The 15,757-nt window shown below is 72.1% G+C and carries 15 protein-coding genes and 1 riboswitch; of the genes, 10 read left to right on the top strand and 5 right to left on the bottom strand.

Annotated features, from left to right (window positions below):
• Window positions 1-39: 39 nt before the first annotated feature.
• Window positions 40-735 carry a cell division protein DivIVA gene (locus tag HNR20_RS31055; protein ID WP_184187373.1) on the top strand — a complete coding sequence of 232 codons (696 nt, stop codon included), beginning with the start codon at window positions 40-42 and terminating at the stop codon, window positions 733-735.
• Between the two features lie 47 nt (window positions 736-782).
• Here HNR20_RS31055 and HNR20_RS31050 read toward each other — a convergent pair whose 3' ends face one another.
• Together HNR20_RS31050 and HNR20_RS31045 are read right to left on the bottom strand one after the other, a co-directional pair.
• Window positions 783-1,061: a DUF1905 domain-containing protein gene (locus HNR20_RS31050; RefSeq protein WP_184187370.1), complete on the bottom strand. Its 279-nt coding sequence runs from the start codon at window positions 1,059-1,061 to the stop codon at window positions 783-785.
• Window positions 1,062-1,082: 21 nt separating this feature from the next.
• The gene (locus tag HNR20_RS31045; protein ID WP_184187367.1) at window positions 1,083-1,739 is read right to left on the bottom strand and encodes an NAD(P)H-binding protein; all 657 of its coding nucleotides are present in this window, start codon (window positions 1,737-1,739) and stop codon (window positions 1,083-1,085) included.
• Between the two features lie 150 nt (window positions 1,740-1,889).
• On the opposite strand from HNR20_RS31045, the gene HNR20_RS31040 reads away from it, so the two are divergent.
• The 3 genes from HNR20_RS31040 to gcvP all read left to right on the top strand — a co-directional run bounded on the left by HNR20_RS31040 (window position 1,890) and on the right by gcvP (window position 6,994).
• Window positions 1,890-2,957, top strand: coding sequence for a MerR family transcriptional regulator (locus HNR20_RS31040; RefSeq protein ID WP_184187364.1), 1,068 nt, complete (start codon window positions 1,890-1,892; stop codon window positions 2,955-2,957).
• Between the two features lie 102 nt (window positions 2,958-3,059).
• Window positions 3,060-3,911, top strand: coding sequence for an NAD-dependent protein deacetylase (locus tag HNR20_RS31035; protein ID WP_184187361.1), 852 nt, complete (start codon window positions 3,060-3,062; stop codon window positions 3,909-3,911).
• Between the two features lie 87 nt (window positions 3,912-3,998).
• A riboswitch (glycine riboswitch) is annotated at window positions 3,999-4,097 on the top strand.
• 74 nt (window positions 4,098-4,171) lie between these two features.
• Window positions 4,172-6,994: an aminomethyl-transferring glycine dehydrogenase gene (gcvP, locus tag HNR20_RS31030; RefSeq protein WP_184187358.1), complete on the top strand. Its 2,823-nt coding sequence runs from the start codon at window positions 4,172-4,174 to the stop codon at window positions 6,992-6,994.
• A gap of 176 nt (window positions 6,995-7,170) precedes the next feature.
• Here the strand turns inward: gcvP and HNR20_RS31025 are convergent, their stop codons facing one another.
• The gene (locus HNR20_RS31025; protein WP_007460326.1) at window positions 7,171-7,371 is read right to left on the bottom strand and encodes a DUF5999 family protein; all 201 of its coding nucleotides are present in this window, start codon (window positions 7,369-7,371) and stop codon (window positions 7,171-7,173) included.
• A 96-nt stretch (window positions 7,372-7,467) separates the two neighbouring features.
• On the opposite strand from HNR20_RS31025, the gene HNR20_RS31020 reads away from it, so the two are divergent.
• Together HNR20_RS31020 and def are read left to right on the top strand one after the other, a co-directional pair.
• Window positions 7,468-8,688, top strand: coding sequence for a chorismate-binding protein (locus HNR20_RS31020; RefSeq protein WP_184189338.1), 1,221 nt, complete (start codon window positions 7,468-7,470; stop codon window positions 8,686-8,688).
• A 31-nt stretch (window positions 8,689-8,719) separates the two neighbouring features.
• The gene (gene def / locus HNR20_RS31015) at window positions 8,720-9,229 is read left to right on the top strand and encodes a peptide deformylase (RefSeq protein ID WP_184187355.1); all 510 of its coding nucleotides are present in this window, start codon (window positions 8,720-8,722) and stop codon (window positions 9,227-9,229) included.
• Here def and HNR20_RS31010 read toward each other — a convergent pair.
• Both HNR20_RS31010 and HNR20_RS31005 read right to left on the bottom strand, forming a co-directional pair.
• Window positions 9,209-9,994 carry a GNAT family N-acetyltransferase gene (locus tag HNR20_RS31010; protein ID WP_184187352.1) on the bottom strand — a complete coding sequence of 262 codons (786 nt, stop codon included), beginning with the start codon at window positions 9,992-9,994 and terminating at the stop codon, window positions 9,209-9,211. The two genes, def and HNR20_RS31010, sit on opposite strands and share 21 nt — an antisense overlap.
• The gene (locus tag HNR20_RS31005; RefSeq protein WP_268240374.1) at window positions 9,994-10,767 is read right to left on the bottom strand and encodes a sulfite exporter TauE/SafE family protein; all 774 of its coding nucleotides are present in this window, start codon (window positions 10,765-10,767) and stop codon (window positions 9,994-9,996) included. Before HNR20_RS31005 ends, HNR20_RS31010 begins: the two co-directional genes overlap by 1 nt.
• A gap of 184 nt (window positions 10,768-10,951) precedes the next feature.
• Here HNR20_RS31005 and HNR20_RS31000 point away from each other — a divergent pair, with 184 nt between their 5' ends.
• The 4 genes from HNR20_RS31000 (at window position 10,952) to HNR20_RS30985 (ending at window position 15,664) form a co-directional block, all read left to right on the top strand.
• Complete coding sequence (locus tag HNR20_RS31000) at window positions 10,952-11,731, top strand: endonuclease/exonuclease/phosphatase family protein (protein ID WP_184187349.1); 780 nt, start codon at window positions 10,952-10,954, stop codon at window positions 11,729-11,731.
• A 108-nt stretch (window positions 11,732-11,839) separates the two neighbouring features.
• On the top strand, window positions 11,840-12,643 hold the full coding sequence (locus HNR20_RS30995) for an alpha/beta hydrolase (RefSeq protein WP_184187346.1): 804 nt from the start codon (window positions 11,840-11,842) through the stop codon (window positions 12,641-12,643).
• Window positions 12,640-13,440, top strand: a complete 801-nt coding sequence (locus HNR20_RS30990; RefSeq protein WP_229687421.1) for an MBL fold metallo-hydrolase — start codon at window positions 12,640-12,642, stop codon at window positions 13,438-13,440. The genes HNR20_RS30995 and HNR20_RS30990 overlap by 4 nt, the downstream gene beginning before the upstream one ends.
• Window positions 13,441-13,555: 115 nt before the next feature.
• Complete coding sequence (locus HNR20_RS30985; RefSeq protein WP_184187343.1) at window positions 13,556-15,664, top strand: M14 family zinc carboxypeptidase; 2,109 nt, start codon at window positions 13,556-13,558, stop codon at window positions 15,662-15,664.
• Window positions 15,665-15,757 lie beyond the last annotated feature (93 nt).

Below are 15,757 nucleotides of genomic sequence, written 5' to 3'. Positions count from 1 at the left end.
GCTTGCGAGCCCCGCAGTCGCGAACGGAGGCGGGCACAGGTGAGCGCGACCCCGATCAGCCGGTACGACGGGATGCAGGTTTCCGGCGGTGTGCAGGTGCGGATGACCGCCGATCGGGTTCGGCGGTGGGAGTTCGGTGCCGCGTCGTTCGCGCGGCGCGGTTACGACAATGCCGACGTGGACCGGTTCCGGGTGCAGGTCGCTGACGAGTTGGACCTGCTGGCGACGCAGATCGCGACGTTGCGGGCGGAGAATGAGCGGCTGACCGACCGGGTGGAGTTGCACCGGCACGGGGTCATCCCGAGCACGGGGGCGGCGGGGAAGGTCCCGGCGGCGCGGGAGGTGAATCTGCTGTCCGCGGCGCAACGGGAGGCGGAGCAGATCATCGCGCAGGCGCATGACTATGCGCGGCGGGTCGCCGAGTACGCCCGGGTGCAGTACGAGAGTTACATGCACGCGGCGGAGGCGGAGGCGAAGCGGGAGGCCGAGCGGGCGGTGACGGAGTACCGCAGCGCCGCCGGGTCGAGCTTCGACGACACGGTGGCCACGCGGGAGGCGTTGCGGATTTTCGGCGAGATGATGGTGTCGCACATGCAGGCGGCGGCGCGGCATCTCGACGACGGCAGCGAGCAGTTGGCCCGCACGATGGACCGGATCCAGGCGGAGACGCCGGGGGCGCCGTTCGTCGGCGGTGCGGCGGGACAGTCGGCGTTGCCGCGACACCAGCATCGGTGACCACCGCGCGGGTGGGGTTCGCTTGAGGTGAACCCCACCCGCGGTGGTCAGCTGAGGCGTTGCTCGAGGTGGAAGTTGACCTCGGCGCCGGCTTCGCTCTTGCCGATGGCCTTGCACAGTGCGGCCCGGATGGGCAGCCAGTGCGGGCCGGTGCCCGAGGGCATGAGGGTGGCGTTGAACGGGTGGCCGTCGATCGTGCCGGTGACCTTGACGGCGCGGCGGGTGCCGAGCAGCTCCGCGGAGTCGGGCACGGTCACGTAGGTGGCGAACGCGCCGTCCTTCTCGATGGGCGCGGTGAAGCGGTGGTCGAGTGGTTGCGGGTCCATTGCTCTCCTCGGTGAGGGCGGTCAGGTGGTGGCGGCGTGGATGGCGTCGGCGATCGGTGTGGACCCGCCGACGAGTTCCAGGGTCGCTCCGGTAGTGGCTGGTTCGTCGAGCAGGGCGACGAGGACGTGGGCGACGTCGGTGCGGCTGATCGCGCCGCGGTCTGCGTGTCGGGTGAGGGTGACCCGGCCGGTGGGCTGGTCGTCGGTGAGCCGCCCGGGGCGTAGCACCGTCCAGGCCAGGTCGCGGCCGCGTAGGTCGTCCTCGGCGGCCTTCTTCGCCCGCAGGTACGCCGCCCACACGTCGTCGGTGCCGGCTGACGGTGGGGCGTCCACGCCCATCGAGGAGACCAGCAGGTAGCGGCGGACACCGGCGCGGGTGGCGGCGTCGGCGAGCAGCGCGGCGGCGCCCCGGTCGACGGTGTCCTTGCGGGCGGCGCCGCTGCCGGGGCCGGCACCCGCGGCGAAGACCACGGCGTCGGCGTCGGCGAGGTGCGCGGCGACCTCCGCGGCGTCGGCGTGTTCCAGGTCGCAGACGACGGGGGTGGCGCCGGCGGCGCGCAGCGTGGCGGCCTGCGCGGGGTTACGGATCAGCCCGACGGCGGTGTCACCGCGCCCGGCGAGGTGGCGTTGCAGCAGTAGGGCGATCTTGCCGTGGCCTCCGGCGATGACGACACGCATGCGCCCAACCTACCGGCGGTGTTGGTGGCAGTGGCGACACCAGGGGCGGCGGGGCTGTTTTCCTGGGTGGCGAGCTTGACCTTGACCTTTGGGCAACCCCCAGCCTGGTGCGTACCGGTCAGTGTGACCGGCACGAGGAGGATGTTCGGCGTGGAGCTGTGGACCATCGGGGCGTTCGCGCAGGCGGCGAGGCTGACGCCGAAGGCGTTGCGCCTGTACGACCAGGTGGGGCTCCTGCCACCGGCCGCGGTCGATCCTGAGTCCGGGTACCGGCTCTACGACCCGGACCAGTTGCCGTTGGCGCGGCTGGTCGCCCAACTGCGCCGCATCGGCATGCCACTGGCGCAGATCCGTGTCGTGTGTGGCTTGGCGCCCGCGGCGGCGGCTGAGGCGGTCACCGCGTACTGGCAGCAGGTCACCGCCGATACCGCCGCTCGGGCGCGACTCGCCACCGTCCTCGTGGACCACCTGTCTGAAGGGGGCACCACCATGTCTGACGCGAAACCCACAGTTGCCGTCCGCTACGCCGCTGGGTGTGACACCGGGGCTGTGCGCGCCAGCAACGAGGACGCCGCGTACGCCAGCGGGCGGTTGTTGGCCGTCGCCGATGGTATGCGAGGACCCGGCGGCGCTGCCGCCAGCGCTGCCGCTATCGACGCGCTGCGTACGGTCGAACTGGCCGACGTCCCGGCCGCCGACCTGCTGACGATGCTCGCTGGTGCGGTCACCGACGCCGAGCGCACCGTGCGCGCGTTGGAGACCGACGAGGACCAGCCGGTCACCACGCTGACCGCGCTGCTGTTCAGTGGCTCCCGGCTGGCCCTGGTGCACGTCGGTGACACCCGGGCCTACCTCCTGCGCGGCGGTGAGTTGTCCCTGCTCACCCAGGATCACACCTGGGTGCAGGCTCAGGTGGAGCAGGGCCGGCTCGACCGGGACCAGGCCGCCGCGCATCCGCAGCGCGCGGTGCTGGTGCGCGCCCTCGGTGGCGGCCGGCAGGTCGAGGCGGATCTTGCGTTGCGCACCGCCCTGCCCGGTGACCGGTACCTGCTGTGCTCCGACGGCCTGTCCGCTGTCGTCGGCCGGGCCGACCTGCTCTCGACGCTGAGCGCGGCAACCGACCCGGAGCAGACGGTGCGGGCACTGATCGCTCTGGCCGAGGCCGAAGGGGCGCCGGACAACATCGCCTGCGTCGTCGCCGACGTCATCGCCGCGTAGCGCGCGACCCCGCCCGCCGCCGGCACCCCGACCGGCGACCGCCCAGCGAGCTGCGGTTGCCGGGGTTCGGCGTCGGCGGGTGGGTTGAGGCAGCATTGAGGGGTGACGGAGAGCCTCGACGCGTTGACCTCGCTGCTGGACGGTGGCGGGGTGGTGGTGCTCAGCGGTGCCGGCCTGTCCACCGAGTCGGGTATCCCGGATTATCGGGGGCCCAGCGGCGTGGCGCGGCGGCACACCCCGATGACCTTCCAGGCGTTCACCCGGGATCCCCTCGCGCGGCGGCGCTACTGGGCGCGTAGCCACCTGGGGTGGCGGTTGATCGCGGGTGCGGCGCCGAACGCCGGGCACCGTGCGGTGGCGGGGCTGCAGCACGCCGGTCTGGTCGACACGGTGATCACTCAGAACGTCGACGGTCTGCACGGTGCGGCCGGCAGCACGTCGGTGATCGAGTTGCATGGTCGTCTGGATGAGGTGACCTGCCTGGACTGCGGCAACCTGACCTCCCGGGAGGAGTTGGACCGGCGACTGCGCGAGGCCAACCCGGACTTCGTGGCGCAGGTCGCCGCGGTGAACCCGGACGGTGATGTTGATCTCCCCGACGAGCAGGTGGCGGCGTTCCGGCCGGTCGACTGCGGGATCTGCGGCACCGGGATGTTGAAGCCGGACGTGGTGTTCTTCGGTGAGACGGTGCCGGCGCAGCGGGTGGCGCGTTGCTTCGCGGCCGTGGAGCAGGCCCGGTCGTTGCTGGTGCTCGGGTCGTCGTTGACGGTGATGTCCGGGCGCCGTTTCGTGATTCGGGCGGCGAAAAGGGGCATCCCGGTCGCGATCGTCAACCAGGGGCCGACCCGTGGTGACGGCCACGCCACGGTGTGCGTCGACGCGTCGCTGGGTGCGCTGTTGCCGGAGTTGGCCGCGCGGGTCGTCGGTGACGCCGCGACGGCGGTCGGGGTGTGACGCTGTCGGCGTGTAGCGCGGTGTGCACGGGCCAGGGGTAGGACATCTGCCGGAAACACCGGCGCTGGTAGCGTTGACCATGCCGGTAACACCCACGTGGGAGAGACCGCCCGACAGCACGCAGGGCGGCGCCGAAGGGGCAAATCCTCCCCGGAACCTCTCAGGCAAAAGGACCTCGTGGGCAGGCACTGTGGAGCGCCCCTGTGGGGTGCGACAGAGGGGGAGGCCGACACGTCGACCTCGCCCCGGGAGTGCCCCCAATGACCGTAGAGCAGTTCGCCACCCGTCACATCGGTCCCGGCCCCGACGATGAGCGCCGGATGCTGGAGGTCGTCGGGCACGACTCGATCGACGAGCTGATGGACGCCGCGATCCCCGAGGTGATCCGCTGGCACGGCACCCTCGACCTGCCGGACCCGGCCACCGAGGCCGAGACGATCGCCGAGCTGCGGGCCCTGGCGGCCCGCAACACCGTCGCCGTCTCCATGATCGGGTTGGGTTACCACGGCACGCACACCCCGGCGGTGATCCGCCGTAACGTGCTGGAGGACCCGGCCTGGTACACGGCGTACACCCCGTACCAGCCGGAGATCAGCCAGGGCCGCCTCGAGGCGCTGCTGAACTTCCAGACGATGGTCACCGACCTGACCGGGTTGGCCACCGCGAACGCCTCCATGCTCGACGAGGGCACCGCCGCCGCGGAGGCGATGACCCTCGCCCGCCGCGCGTCCAAGAGCAAGAGCGGCGTGTACGTCGTCGACGCCGACGCGTTGCCGCAGACCATCGCGGTGATCACCAGCCGGGCGGAGCCGCTCGGCATCGACGTGCGGGTCCTCGACGTCGAGCGGGACGAGTTGCCGGCGGAGTTCTTCGGCCTGCACCTGCAGTACCCCGGCGCGTCGGGTGCGGTGCGCGACCACGCGACGCTCGTCGAGGCGGCGCACGCCGCCGGTGCCCTGGTGACCGTCGCCGCGGACCTGCTGGCGTTGACGCTGCTGCGCGCACCGGGGGAGATCGGCGCGGACATCGCCGCCGGCACCACGCAGCGTTTCGGCGTACCCATGGGCTTCGGTGGGCCGCACGCCGGTTACCTGGCGGTGCGCTCGGGCCTGGAGCGGATGCTGCCCGGGCGCCTGGTCGGGGTGTCGCGCGACGCGGACGGCAACCCGGCCTACCGGCTGGCGTTGCAGACCCGTGAGCAGCACATCCGGCGGGAGAAGGCGACCAGCAACATCTGCACCGCGCAGGTGCTGCTCGCGGTGATGGCCGGCATGTACGCGGTCTACCACGGCCCGGACGGGCTGCGCGACATCGCGACGCGTACCCATGACATGGCGGCGCGGCTCGCGGCCGGGCTGCTCGCCGGGGGCGTGGACGTCGCGGACGTCGCGTTCTTCGACACCGTCACCGCGCGGGTGCCGGGCCGGGCGGCGCAGGTCGTCGCGGCGGCCGCCGAGCGGGGCGTGAACCTGCGGCTGGTCGACGCCGACCGGGTGGGTGTGTCGTGCGACGAGACGACGACCGTGGCGCACCTGGCGGCGGTGTGGGAGGCGTTCGGTGTGCCGAGCTTCGACGGCGCCGTCGACCCGACCCTGCCGACCGGCCTGCGCCGCAGCAGCGACTTCCTGACCCACCCGGTGTTCCGCAGCCACCACTCGGAGACGGCGATGCTGCGCTACCTGCGGCGGTTGTCGGACTTCGACTACGCCCTGGACCGGGGCATGATCCCGCTCGGGTCGTGCACGATGAAGCTGAACGCCACCACGGAGATGGAGCCGGTCAGCTGGGCGGAGTTCGCGCACATCCACCCGTTCGCGCCGGACGACCAGACCGTCGGGTACCGGGAGATGATCGGCCAGCTGGAGTCGTGGCTGGCGGAGGTGACCGGCTACGACGCGGTCAGTGTGCAGCCCAACGCCGGGTCGCAGGGTGAGCTGGCCGGGTTGCTGGCGATCCGCTCGTACCACGCGTCGCGGGGTGAGTCGCACCGCGACGTGTGCCTGATCCCGTCGTCGGCGCACGGCACGAACGCGGCGTCGGCGGTGATGGCCGGCATGCGGGTCGTCGTGGTGGCCTGCGACGACGACGGCAACGTCGACCTGGTCGACCTGGACGCGAAGATCGAGAAGCATCGGAACGCGCTCGCCGGGATCATGGTGACGTACCCGTCGACGCACGGGGTGTACGAGACGGGCATCGCGTCGCTGTGCGCGAAGGTCCACGACGCCGGTGGTCAGGTGTACGTCGACGGGGCGAACCTCAACGCGCTTGTCGGTTTCGCGAAGCCGGGCAAGTTCGGGGCGGACGTGTCGCACCTGAACCTGCACAAGACGTTCTGCATCCCGCACGGTGGCGGCGGCCCCGGCGTGGGTCCGGTGGCGGTGCGCGCGCACCTGGCGCCGTTCCTGCCGGGTGACCCGCTGGGCACGCACGCGGACGCGACGCCGGCGATCTCGGCGGCGAAGTACGGGTCGGCGGGGATCCTGCCGATTCCGTGGGCGTACCTGCGGATGATGGGCGCGGCCGGGCTGACCCGGGCGACCGGTGTGGCGGTCCTCGCGGCGAACTACGTGGCGGCGCGGCTGCGGGGGCACTTCCCGGTGCTGTACGCCGGCAACAAGGGCCTGGTGGCGCACGAGTGCATCCTCGACCTGCGGCCGTTGACGAAGGCGACCGGGGTGAGCGTCGACGACGTGGCGAAGCGGCTGATCGACTACGGCTTCCACGCGCCGACGATGTCGTTCCCGGTGGCGGGGACGCTGATGGTGGAGCCGACCGAGAGTGAGGACCTGGCCGAGCTGGACCGGTTCTGCGCGGCGATGATCGCGATCCGGGCCGAGATCGAGCAGGTGGGTTCCGGGGCGTGGCCGGCCGGGGACAACCCCCTGGCCAACGCGCCGCACACCGCGGCGATGGTCAGCGGTGACGAGTGGCCGCACCCGTACCCGCGGTCGGTGGGCGCGTACCCGGCCGGGGTGGACCGGGCCGGAAAGTACTGGCCGCCGGTGCGGCGGATCGACGGCGCGTACGGCGACCGGAACCTGGTCTGCTCGTGCCCGTCGCCGGAGGCGTTCGAGGACTGACGACGCCGGAGGCGTTCGAGGACTGACGACGCCGGAGGCGTCCCGGGACTGACCACGGGCGAGCCGGGGCGGGCGGTGTGGCCGCCCCGGCGGGCGCCGCGACCTGGGCGGGGACGTCCCTTACCGGGGGACTAGCCTGGGTCGACGGCGGCTATCTGGTGACGCTGGGTGGTCGATCAGGCCACGAGGGCGTGGCGGGCGGGGCCGCGGTGCGGTGCGATGCTGCTGCCGTCGGGGAGCAGCTCGCCGGTGTCCTCGAAGACGATCACACCGTTGCAGAGCAGGCTCCAGCCCTGCTCACGGAAGCAGGCGAGGACCCGTGCGGCTTCCCGGTCGGTGGCTTCAGCGGAGGGGCAGGTCGGTTGGTGCTGGCACATCAGGGTCTCCGGACTGTGGGGGCACTGTGTCATGGTTCACATGACCAGTGACGCACAGTACCAAGCGAAAGTGTCCAGCATCGAGCAGGTGTCGGCCTGGCGCACGGGAAATCCACTGAACGGATGAGGAAGGTCGGACCGTACGGCGTGGAAACGCTCCCACAAATGCTGGTCGATGTACCCGCGGCACCGGCCGCGTGCCGAGGCGCGCTCACCGAACGCGCCCGCCTGCAGTGGCGCCTCGGCGACGGCGGCGACCCCGCCGCACTGGCCGAGGAATTCCTCGCCGCGCACGGCCTGCCCCTGCACGACCTGACCCGACCCGCCCCCGCCCACCACGACACCGGGGCCTGCGGCGCCGCGCTCTACCTGTCCGCCGCGGCCGGGGCGTACCTGGCCGGCGCACCCACCACGGCGCCCGAGCCCGCGCCGGCGCTGCCCGACCTCACCGTGGTCGTCTACGACCACGGCCGTCCCCGGGTCACCGCGGCCGGCCCACCATCGCCGTGGTGGCTCGGCGCGTGGACCGAGAGCTGGACACCTCGCCAGCACGCCGACGCCGTCGACGCGGTCCGCGCCGCCATCGGCCGCGGCGACGTCTACCAGACCAACCTCGTCGGGCACGCCGCCGCCCGCTACACCGGTGACCCACTGCCCGCCCTGAGCCGCCTCGGCGCGCTCCCCGGGGCCCGCTACGGCGGTGTGCTCACCGGCGACGGCTGGGCGATCGGCTGCGCCTCCCCGGAAACCCTCGTCGAAGTCACCGACGGGCAGCTGATCACCCGCCCCATCAAGGGCACCCGCCCGGCCACCGCCGCCGGCCGCAGCGAGCTGATCGCCAGCGCCAAGGAACGCGCCGAACACATCATGATCGTCGACCTGGAACGCAACGACCTCGCCCGCATCGCCCGCACCGGCACCGTTCGCGTCGACGACCTGTTCGCCGTACGCCGCTGGTGCGACCTGTGGCAGGCCGAGTCGACCGTACGCGCCGCCGCCGCCGACGGCCTCGGCCTCGCCGACCTGCTGCGCGCCACCTGCCCCGGCGGCTCCGTCACCGGCGCGCCGAAACACGCCGCCCTGACCCAGATCAACGCCCTCGAACCCGTCGGTCGGGGTGCCAGCATGGGCGCGTTGGGCTGGGTCGCCCCCGGCCGCGTCGACCTCGGCCTGACCATCCGCACCGCCGCCGCCGACGCCGAGTTGCTGCACACCTGGGCCGGCGGCGGCATCACCTGGGACAGCGACGCGTACGCCGAGGTCGCCGAAGCCGCCGCGAAGACCGCCCCGATCCGCGCCGCCCTGGCCGGACGCTGACCCCGGCGCCACCGGCGATACGCTGACCGGCATGACCATGCGGCCCATCCGGATCATCGGCGACCCCGTCCTGCGGACCGAGTGCGAGCCGGTCACCACCTTCGACGCCGAGCTGCGTGCCCTCGTCACCGACCTGATGGACACCCTGCTCGGCGAACCCGGCCGCGCCGGCGTCGCCGCACCGCAGATCGGCGTCAGCGCCCAGGTGTTCGTCTACGACGCCGACGGGCACCGCGGCCACCTGATCAACCCGACCCTGGAGCTGTCCGACGACGTCCAGGACGACGAAGAGGGCTGCCTGTCCATCCCCGGGCTGTACTTCCCGACCGTACGGGCCCTGCACGCCACCGCCCACGGCGTCGACCAGCACGGTGAGCCGCTCAGCATCACCGGCACCGGGTTCCTCGCCCGCGCCCTGCAACACGAGACCGACCACCTGCGCGGCACCCTCTACGTCGACACCCTGCGTGGCGACACCCGCCGCCGCGCCCTGCGCGAGATCCGCGCCGGCCGCTTCGACTCACCCAGCCGCCGCCGCTAGAGCGGTCAACGTCCACTCGTCGTAGTCGGCGACGCGGGTGAAACCCACCCGCTCGTACAGGCGCACCGCGGCCACGTTGTCCGCCTTCACGTTCAGCGTGACGTGCTCGACGCTCTCCCGCAGCCGGGCGCACAACGCCGCCACCACCGACGCGCCCAGCCCCCGCCCCCGCCAGCGCGGATGCGTCGTGACGTTGCCCAGGGCCGCCACCCGGTACGCCGGCGAGAACACGTGCACCCCGGCCACCGCGACCAGCGTGCCGCCCTCGCGTACGCCCAGGTACTGCCCGGTCTGCAGCATCCGCTCGTCGAACCAGTTACCGGGGTACGCCTGCGCGTACAACTCACGCACCTGCGGCAGGTCCGCCGCGCCGAGCACCACACCCGCCGGGGCCACCACGCCCAACCGCGCCGGGTCGGTCAACGCCATCCGGTGGTGCCGGCCACCGGAAGCCAACCGGAACGACCCGGCCAGAGCATCGGCCAGACCGGGGGACAGGTGCGCGTACAGCCGGGCCGGCAGCACCGGCGCCATCTCCGCCAGCAACACCGCCAGCGACCCCGTGTCCGCCGGCGCAGCGAACGCCAGCAGCGTCGGCAGGTCGACCCCGTGGTACAGCAACGCGACCTGCTCACCCCGGCGGAACCACGACGTGTACGGCCAGAAGAAGTCGTCCAGGTCGCCCAACTGGTAGGCGTGCAGCACCGGGTCACGCCCCAGCAACCGCGCCAGCACCGCACGGTCGTGCTCGGCCCGCACCGGCATCAGCGGGCCACCCACTGGTCATGACCGAGCTTCGCGACCAACGCGACCACCACCACCAGCAGCACCACCCGCACGAAACCCGACCCGCGGCGCAACGCCATCCGCGCCCCCAACACCGCGCCGGCGATGTTGCACACCGCCATCCCCGCGCCCAGCAACCACCACACGTGCCCGGTCACCCCGAACACCACCAGCGCACCCAGATTCGTACCCGCGTTGACGACCTTCGCCATCGCCGAGCCGTGCACGAAGTCCGCGCCCACCAGCGCGGTGAACGCCAACACCAGAAACGTGCCGGTGCCCGGACCGATCAACCCGTCGTACAGGGCGATGCCCACCCCGGCCACCGCGATCGCCGCCGCCACCCGCACCGGGGTACGCCGCTGCGGCACCGCCACCACCCCCAGCCGGGGGCGCAGCAGCACGAACACCGCCACCGCCACCAGCACGACCAGCACCACCGGCCGGTACGCCGACGCCGGCACCGCCCCGGCGAGCGCGGCGCCCACACCCGCGCTGAGGACCGCCAGCCCCGCCGCCGGCGCCACCACCCGCCAGTCGACCTTGGTCCGCCGGGCGTACGTCGCCGCCGCCGTGGCCGTACCGAAGATCGCGGCCAGCTTGTTCGTGCCCAACGCGGTCGCCACCGGCAACCCCGGGGCGGCCACCAGCAACGCCGGCAGCAGCAACAACCCCCCACCGCCGACCACGGCGTCGACCCACCCGGCCATCGCGGCAGCGGCCAGCAGAGTACTCAGCGATACGGCGTCCACGGACGGCAATTCTCCCCACCGGGGCACCCCCGACCGGCACCGGAGTGGCCAGCCTCACCCGGTCAGCGACCCCGCGTACGCCGCAACCACACCCCCAACGCGCCAACCGCCACGAACACCAGCATGGAACACAGCAGCACCTTCACCACCGGGCAACCATGTCACGGGCACGTAAGGTGCAGGAGTGCGCCTGGCCACCTTCAACCTGCTGCACGGACGATCCCTCACCGACGGGCTCGTCAACTCCGACCGGCTCGCCGCCGCCGTACGCGCCCTCGACGCCGACGTGCTCGCCCTGCAGGAGGTCGACCGCGACCAGCACCGCAGCGGCAACCTCGACCTCACCGCCATCGCCGCCCGCGCCCTCGACGCACCCCAGCACCGCTTCGCCGCTGCCCTCGTCGGCACCCCCGGCGAACAGTTCCGCCCGCTGCGCCACGACGACGACGGGCACGGCGAACCCTGCTACGGCATCGGCCTGATCAGCCGACACCCGGTCCGCAGTTGGCACGTCACCCGGCTCAAACCCGCCCCCGTCCGCTCACCGGTCTACGTCCCCGGCCCCCGCGGCGGCCTCATCCTGCTGCACGACGAACCTCGCGTCGTCCTCGCCGCCATCCTGGACACCCCACACGGCCCGCTCACCGTCGCCGCGACCCACCTGTCCTTCGTGCCCGGCTGGAACGCCCGCCAACTCCGCCAGACCGTCCGCGCCCTGCGGGCGCTGCCCGCCCCCCGCGTCCTGCTCGGCGACCTCAACCTGCCCGCGGGCCCGGCCCGGCTCATCTCCGGCTGGCACCCCCTGGGCCGACGCCCCACCTACCCCTCCGGGCAGCCCCGCGTCCAACTCGACCACATCCTCGCCGACCGGCACGCCCTCGACCAGCTCCCACCCGTGCGGGCCGTCACCGCGCCGCCGTCCACCGTCTCCGACCACCGGCCCCTGCTCGTCGACCTCGGCTGAGAGTCGACTCGCGGTAAAGCCGCCATCGCGGGTCACGAATGTCTAGGGTGGACGCACCGACACCACCGCCGACGCGCCATCGCCACCCCCGACACCACGGAGCTGACCATGAGCGACACGCCGGACACGATCGTGCTCATCCACGGATTCTGGGTCACCCCCCGCAGCTGGGAACACTGGGTCACCCACTACCAGGCCAAAGGCTTCCGAGTGATCACCCCCACGTACCCGGGGCTGGAAGTCGAGGTCGAGGCGATCAACGCCGACCCCAGCCCGCTGGAGACGCTGACCGCACCGCAGGTCATCGAGCACCTCAGCACGGTGGTCGAAGCGCTACCCACGCCGCCGATCATCATGGGCCACTCCGCCGGCGGGGCGTTCACCCAGGTGCTGCTCGACCGGGGGTACGGCGCCTCGGCGGTCGCCCTCAACTCGGCGCCCACCGAAGGCGTCAAGGTGATCCCCTTCTCGCAGCTCCGCTCCACCTTCCCGGTGCTGAAGAACCCAGCCAACCGGCACCGGGCCGTCGGGTTCACCTTCGAGCAGTGGAACTACGCGTTCACCAACACCTTCGCCGAGGACGAGGCCCGCGCCCTGTACGAGCGCTACGCCATCCCCGCCGCCGGCGGCATCCTCTGGGACAGCGTCCTGGCCAACCTGCTGCCCGGCCCGCAGGACATCGCCGTCAACTACCACAACGACCAGCGCGCGCCGCTGCTGTTCATCTCCGGCTCCGAAGACCACATCATGCCGCCCAGCGTGCAGCGCTCCAACGCCGCGCACTACAAGGCCGACAACACCATCACCGAGGTCCAGCTCTACGACGGGTACGCACACCTGCTGCCCGCGCAGCAGGGTTGGCAACAGATCGCCGACGACGCCCTCGACTGGGCCCTGCGGCACGCGCGGTGACCACCGCGGAACCGCTGCGCATCACCCACATCGGCGGCCCCACCACGCTGATCGAGGTCGGCGGCTGGCGGTTGCTCACCGACCCGACGTTCGACGCACCCGGTCGCCGCTATGCCTTCGGCTGGGGCACCTCATCGCGTAAGGTCACCGGCCCGGCCATCCCCGCCGCCGACCTCGGGCCGATCGACGCGGTGCTGCTCAGCCACGACCACCACGGCGACAACCTCGACGACACCGGTCGCGCGCTGCTGACCGGCGTGGACACCGTCCTCACCGCCGTGTCCGGGGCACGTCGGCTCGGCGGCGACACCCAGGGCCTGCGCGCCGGGCAGAACACCCGACTCGCGCGCTCCGGACGGCCGACGATCGAGGTGACCGCGACACCGTGCCGGCACGGCCCGCCACTGAGCGGCCCGATCGTCGGTGACGTCATCGGCTTCGCCCTACGCTGGGCCGGACAACAACACGGCGCGCTCTGGATCACCGGCGACACCGTGCTGACCCGCCGGGTACGCGACGTGGCCACCCGCATCCCGATCGGCACGGTGCTGCTGCACCTAGGCGGGGTGCGGTTCCCCATCACGGGGCCACTGCGCTACTCCATGACCGCCCGGCGGGCCGTCCAACTGTGCGCCGCGCTGCGACCCCACACCGCGATCCCCGTGCACTACGAGGGCTGGCAGCACTTCCAGGAACCCCGCGACGTCATCGAGCGGGCATTCACCGCCGCACCGCCCTCGGTACGCGACAGCATCCACTGGCTCTCACCGGGTGAAACCGCCACCGTCACCGCGTAGGCGCGACGGGGGAGCGCCGCCGCCGAGTCGCAAGATTCCCTCAAGATCATTGCATCGACGGACGCCGACGATCATGCTGGCCGATACACGCCACGATCACCTCGTCGGAGGCCACATGAGACGTCAGCGACCCACCCTCATCGCGGTAACAACCCTCATCGCCCTCACCCTCACCGCCGCACCCACCCCCGCCAACGCCCAACGTGCCGCGGAACCCAACCAGGTCAACGCCCTCTCCGTCCGCCAGGCCGACGGATTCGCCACCCTCGCCTGGCAACCAGTCGACGGCGCCACCGACTACCAGATCGAACGCACCCCCGTCGACGCCGACAACACCCCCACCGGCGCACCCACCATCGTCGGCATCTGGCGACCCAACCGCCAGATCAACCAGGAGGCACCCACCTTCGCCGACGCCGGCTTCAACCCCGGCGACACCTTCCAATGGCGGGTCCGGGCCCGCACCGGCACCACCGAACAGCCCTACTCCGACCCGGTCACCGCCACCACCACCGCCCCCTGGGGCAACCCCGAAAACCCCGGCCAGCAGCTGCGCACCCAATGGGAAACCACCCACGCCGCGCAATACACCAGCGACACCGACGAGTACGCCTACACCGCCGCCATCGACGCGCTCAGCGACCGCGTCCGCGTCGTCGAACTCGGCCGCACCATCCAGAACCGACCCATCAACATGCTCGTCATCGGCAGCCCCACCCCACCGGCCACCCCCGCAGCCGTCGCCGCGACCGCCCCGGTGGCCATCAACTGCAACGTGCACGGCAACGAACCCGGCGACCGCGAAGCCTGCCTCATCATGGCCCGCCAACTCGCCTTCAGCACCGACCCCCGCGTCACCGACCTGCTCAGCCACACCACCGTCCTGATCGTCCCCACCATCAACGGTGACGGCCGAGCCGCCAACACCCGCGGCAACTCCACCGGCCAGGACCTCAACCGCGACTACTCCCTGATCCGCCAACCCGAGACCGCCGCGTACATCAAAATGGTCCGCGACTACCGACCCGTCGCCGGCTACGACGGCCACGAGTTCGGCAACTCCCGCGCCGGTGACCTCCCGATGCTGCCGCCGCGCCACCAGAACGTCGCCCAACCCATCTTCGACCAGTCCCAGGACATGATCGAAGGCCACATGTACGCCAAGGGCGCCGAAGCCGGCTGGTGGGCCTGCCCCTACGGCTGCGAAGGCGGCGGCAACGTCGGCCTCAGCGAGGAAACCATCCTGCGCAACACCCTCGGCCTCAAGAACGTCACCAACTCCCTCCTGGAACTGCGCAGCTCCGGCGGCCAGACCCGACCCGACGAGGGCAACAGCGCCAACAACCGGCGCCGCAAGACCTACTCCGCCCTGTGGACGTTCCAGCAGTTCCTCGACTACCACCGCGCGGACCTCGGCGACATCCTCAAGGCCCGCACCGAGGCCATCGAATTCCAGGCCGCCAACACCGGCCGACTGGTCTTCCGCGGCTCCCGCCCCATCCCCGCACACCCGGCACCCCACCCCGGCGACAGCCCCCCGCCGCTCGACGCGCCCCCCGCCAACCTCATCCTCGACAACGCCCCCTGCGCCTACAAACTCACCGACGCCCAGTACAACGGAGCCCGCACCGACGGACCCGGCGGCGTCGGCACCACCATCGCGCAACGCATCGCCGCACACGGCTGGAAGGTCATCAAGACCGCCGACGGCTACTACGTCCCCCTCAACCAGCCCGAACGCGGCCTCATCCCACTGCTCCTCGACACGCTGGGCGTGGAGAAGCTGACCGACGGCGAACGCGTCTACCCGACCCTCACCGGACGACGCAACGGACCCCTGGTCGTCTCCGGCTTCACCTGCGCCGCCAACGCCACCATCAACGGTCCGGTCACCGTCCGGCCCGGCGCGACACTCGTCACGACCGGAACGACCATCAGCGGCCCCGTCAGCGCCACCGGCGCCGCCGGCGTGCTCCTCGCCGACAGCACCATCAACGGGCCAGTCCGCATCGCGAACACCACCGACGCCGTCTCCGTCATCGACGTCACCGTCGCCGGCCCGGTCGACCTGTCCGCCAACACCACCGGCACCGACACCCCGCTACTCGTCGGTTCCACCATCCGCGGCCCGCTCAACTGCGCCGGCAACAGCCCCGCACCGAGCAACCTCGGCATCACCAACACCGTGCTCGGCCCCCGCACCGCCCAGTGCGCCGCACTGTGACCACCAACTAGCCGCACCAACATGCCGGCGGCGCGGGTCTGACACCCGCGCCGCCGGCACACCCCACCCGCCAACCCCGAACCCGTGGAGGCC

This window comes from Micromonospora parathelypteridis, assembly GCF_014201145.1.
Taxonomy (GTDB): Bacteria; Actinomycetota; Actinomycetes; order Mycobacteriales; family Micromonosporaceae; genus Micromonospora; species Micromonospora parathelypteridis.
This window is presented reverse-complemented; position numbering and strand designations above follow the sequence as displayed.

Excerpts from the sequence above, each read along its gene's own strand:
- HNR20_RS31050 (WP_184187370.1), bottom strand. The coding sequence starts at position 1,061 with ATGGACCCGCAACCACTCGACCACCGCTTCACCGCGCCCATCGAGAAG.
- HNR20_RS31045 (WP_184187367.1), bottom strand. The coding sequence starts at position 1,739 with ATGCGTGTCGTCATCGCCGGAGGCCACGGCAAGATCGCCCTACTGCTG.
- gcvP (WP_184187358.1), top strand. The coding sequence starts at position 4,172 with ATGACCGTAGAGCAGTTCGCCACCCGTCACATCGGTCCCGGCCCCGAC.
- HNR20_RS31025 (WP_007460326.1), bottom strand. The coding sequence starts at position 7,371 with ATGTGCCAGCACCAACCGACCTGCCCCTCCGCTGAAGCCACCGACCGG.
- def (WP_184187355.1), top strand. The coding sequence starts at position 8,720 with ATGACCATGCGGCCCATCCGGATCATCGGCGACCCCGTCCTGCGGACC.
- HNR20_RS31010 (WP_184187352.1), bottom strand. The coding sequence starts at position 9,994 with ATGCCGGTGCGGGCCGAGCACGACCGTGCGGTGCTGGCGCGGTTGCTG.
- HNR20_RS30995 (WP_184187346.1), top strand. The coding sequence starts at position 11,840 with ATGAGCGACACGCCGGACACGATCGTGCTCATCCACGGATTCTGGGTC.
- HNR20_RS30985 (WP_184187343.1), top strand. The coding sequence starts at position 13,556 with ATGAGACGTCAGCGACCCACCCTCATCGCGGTAACAACCCTCATCGCC.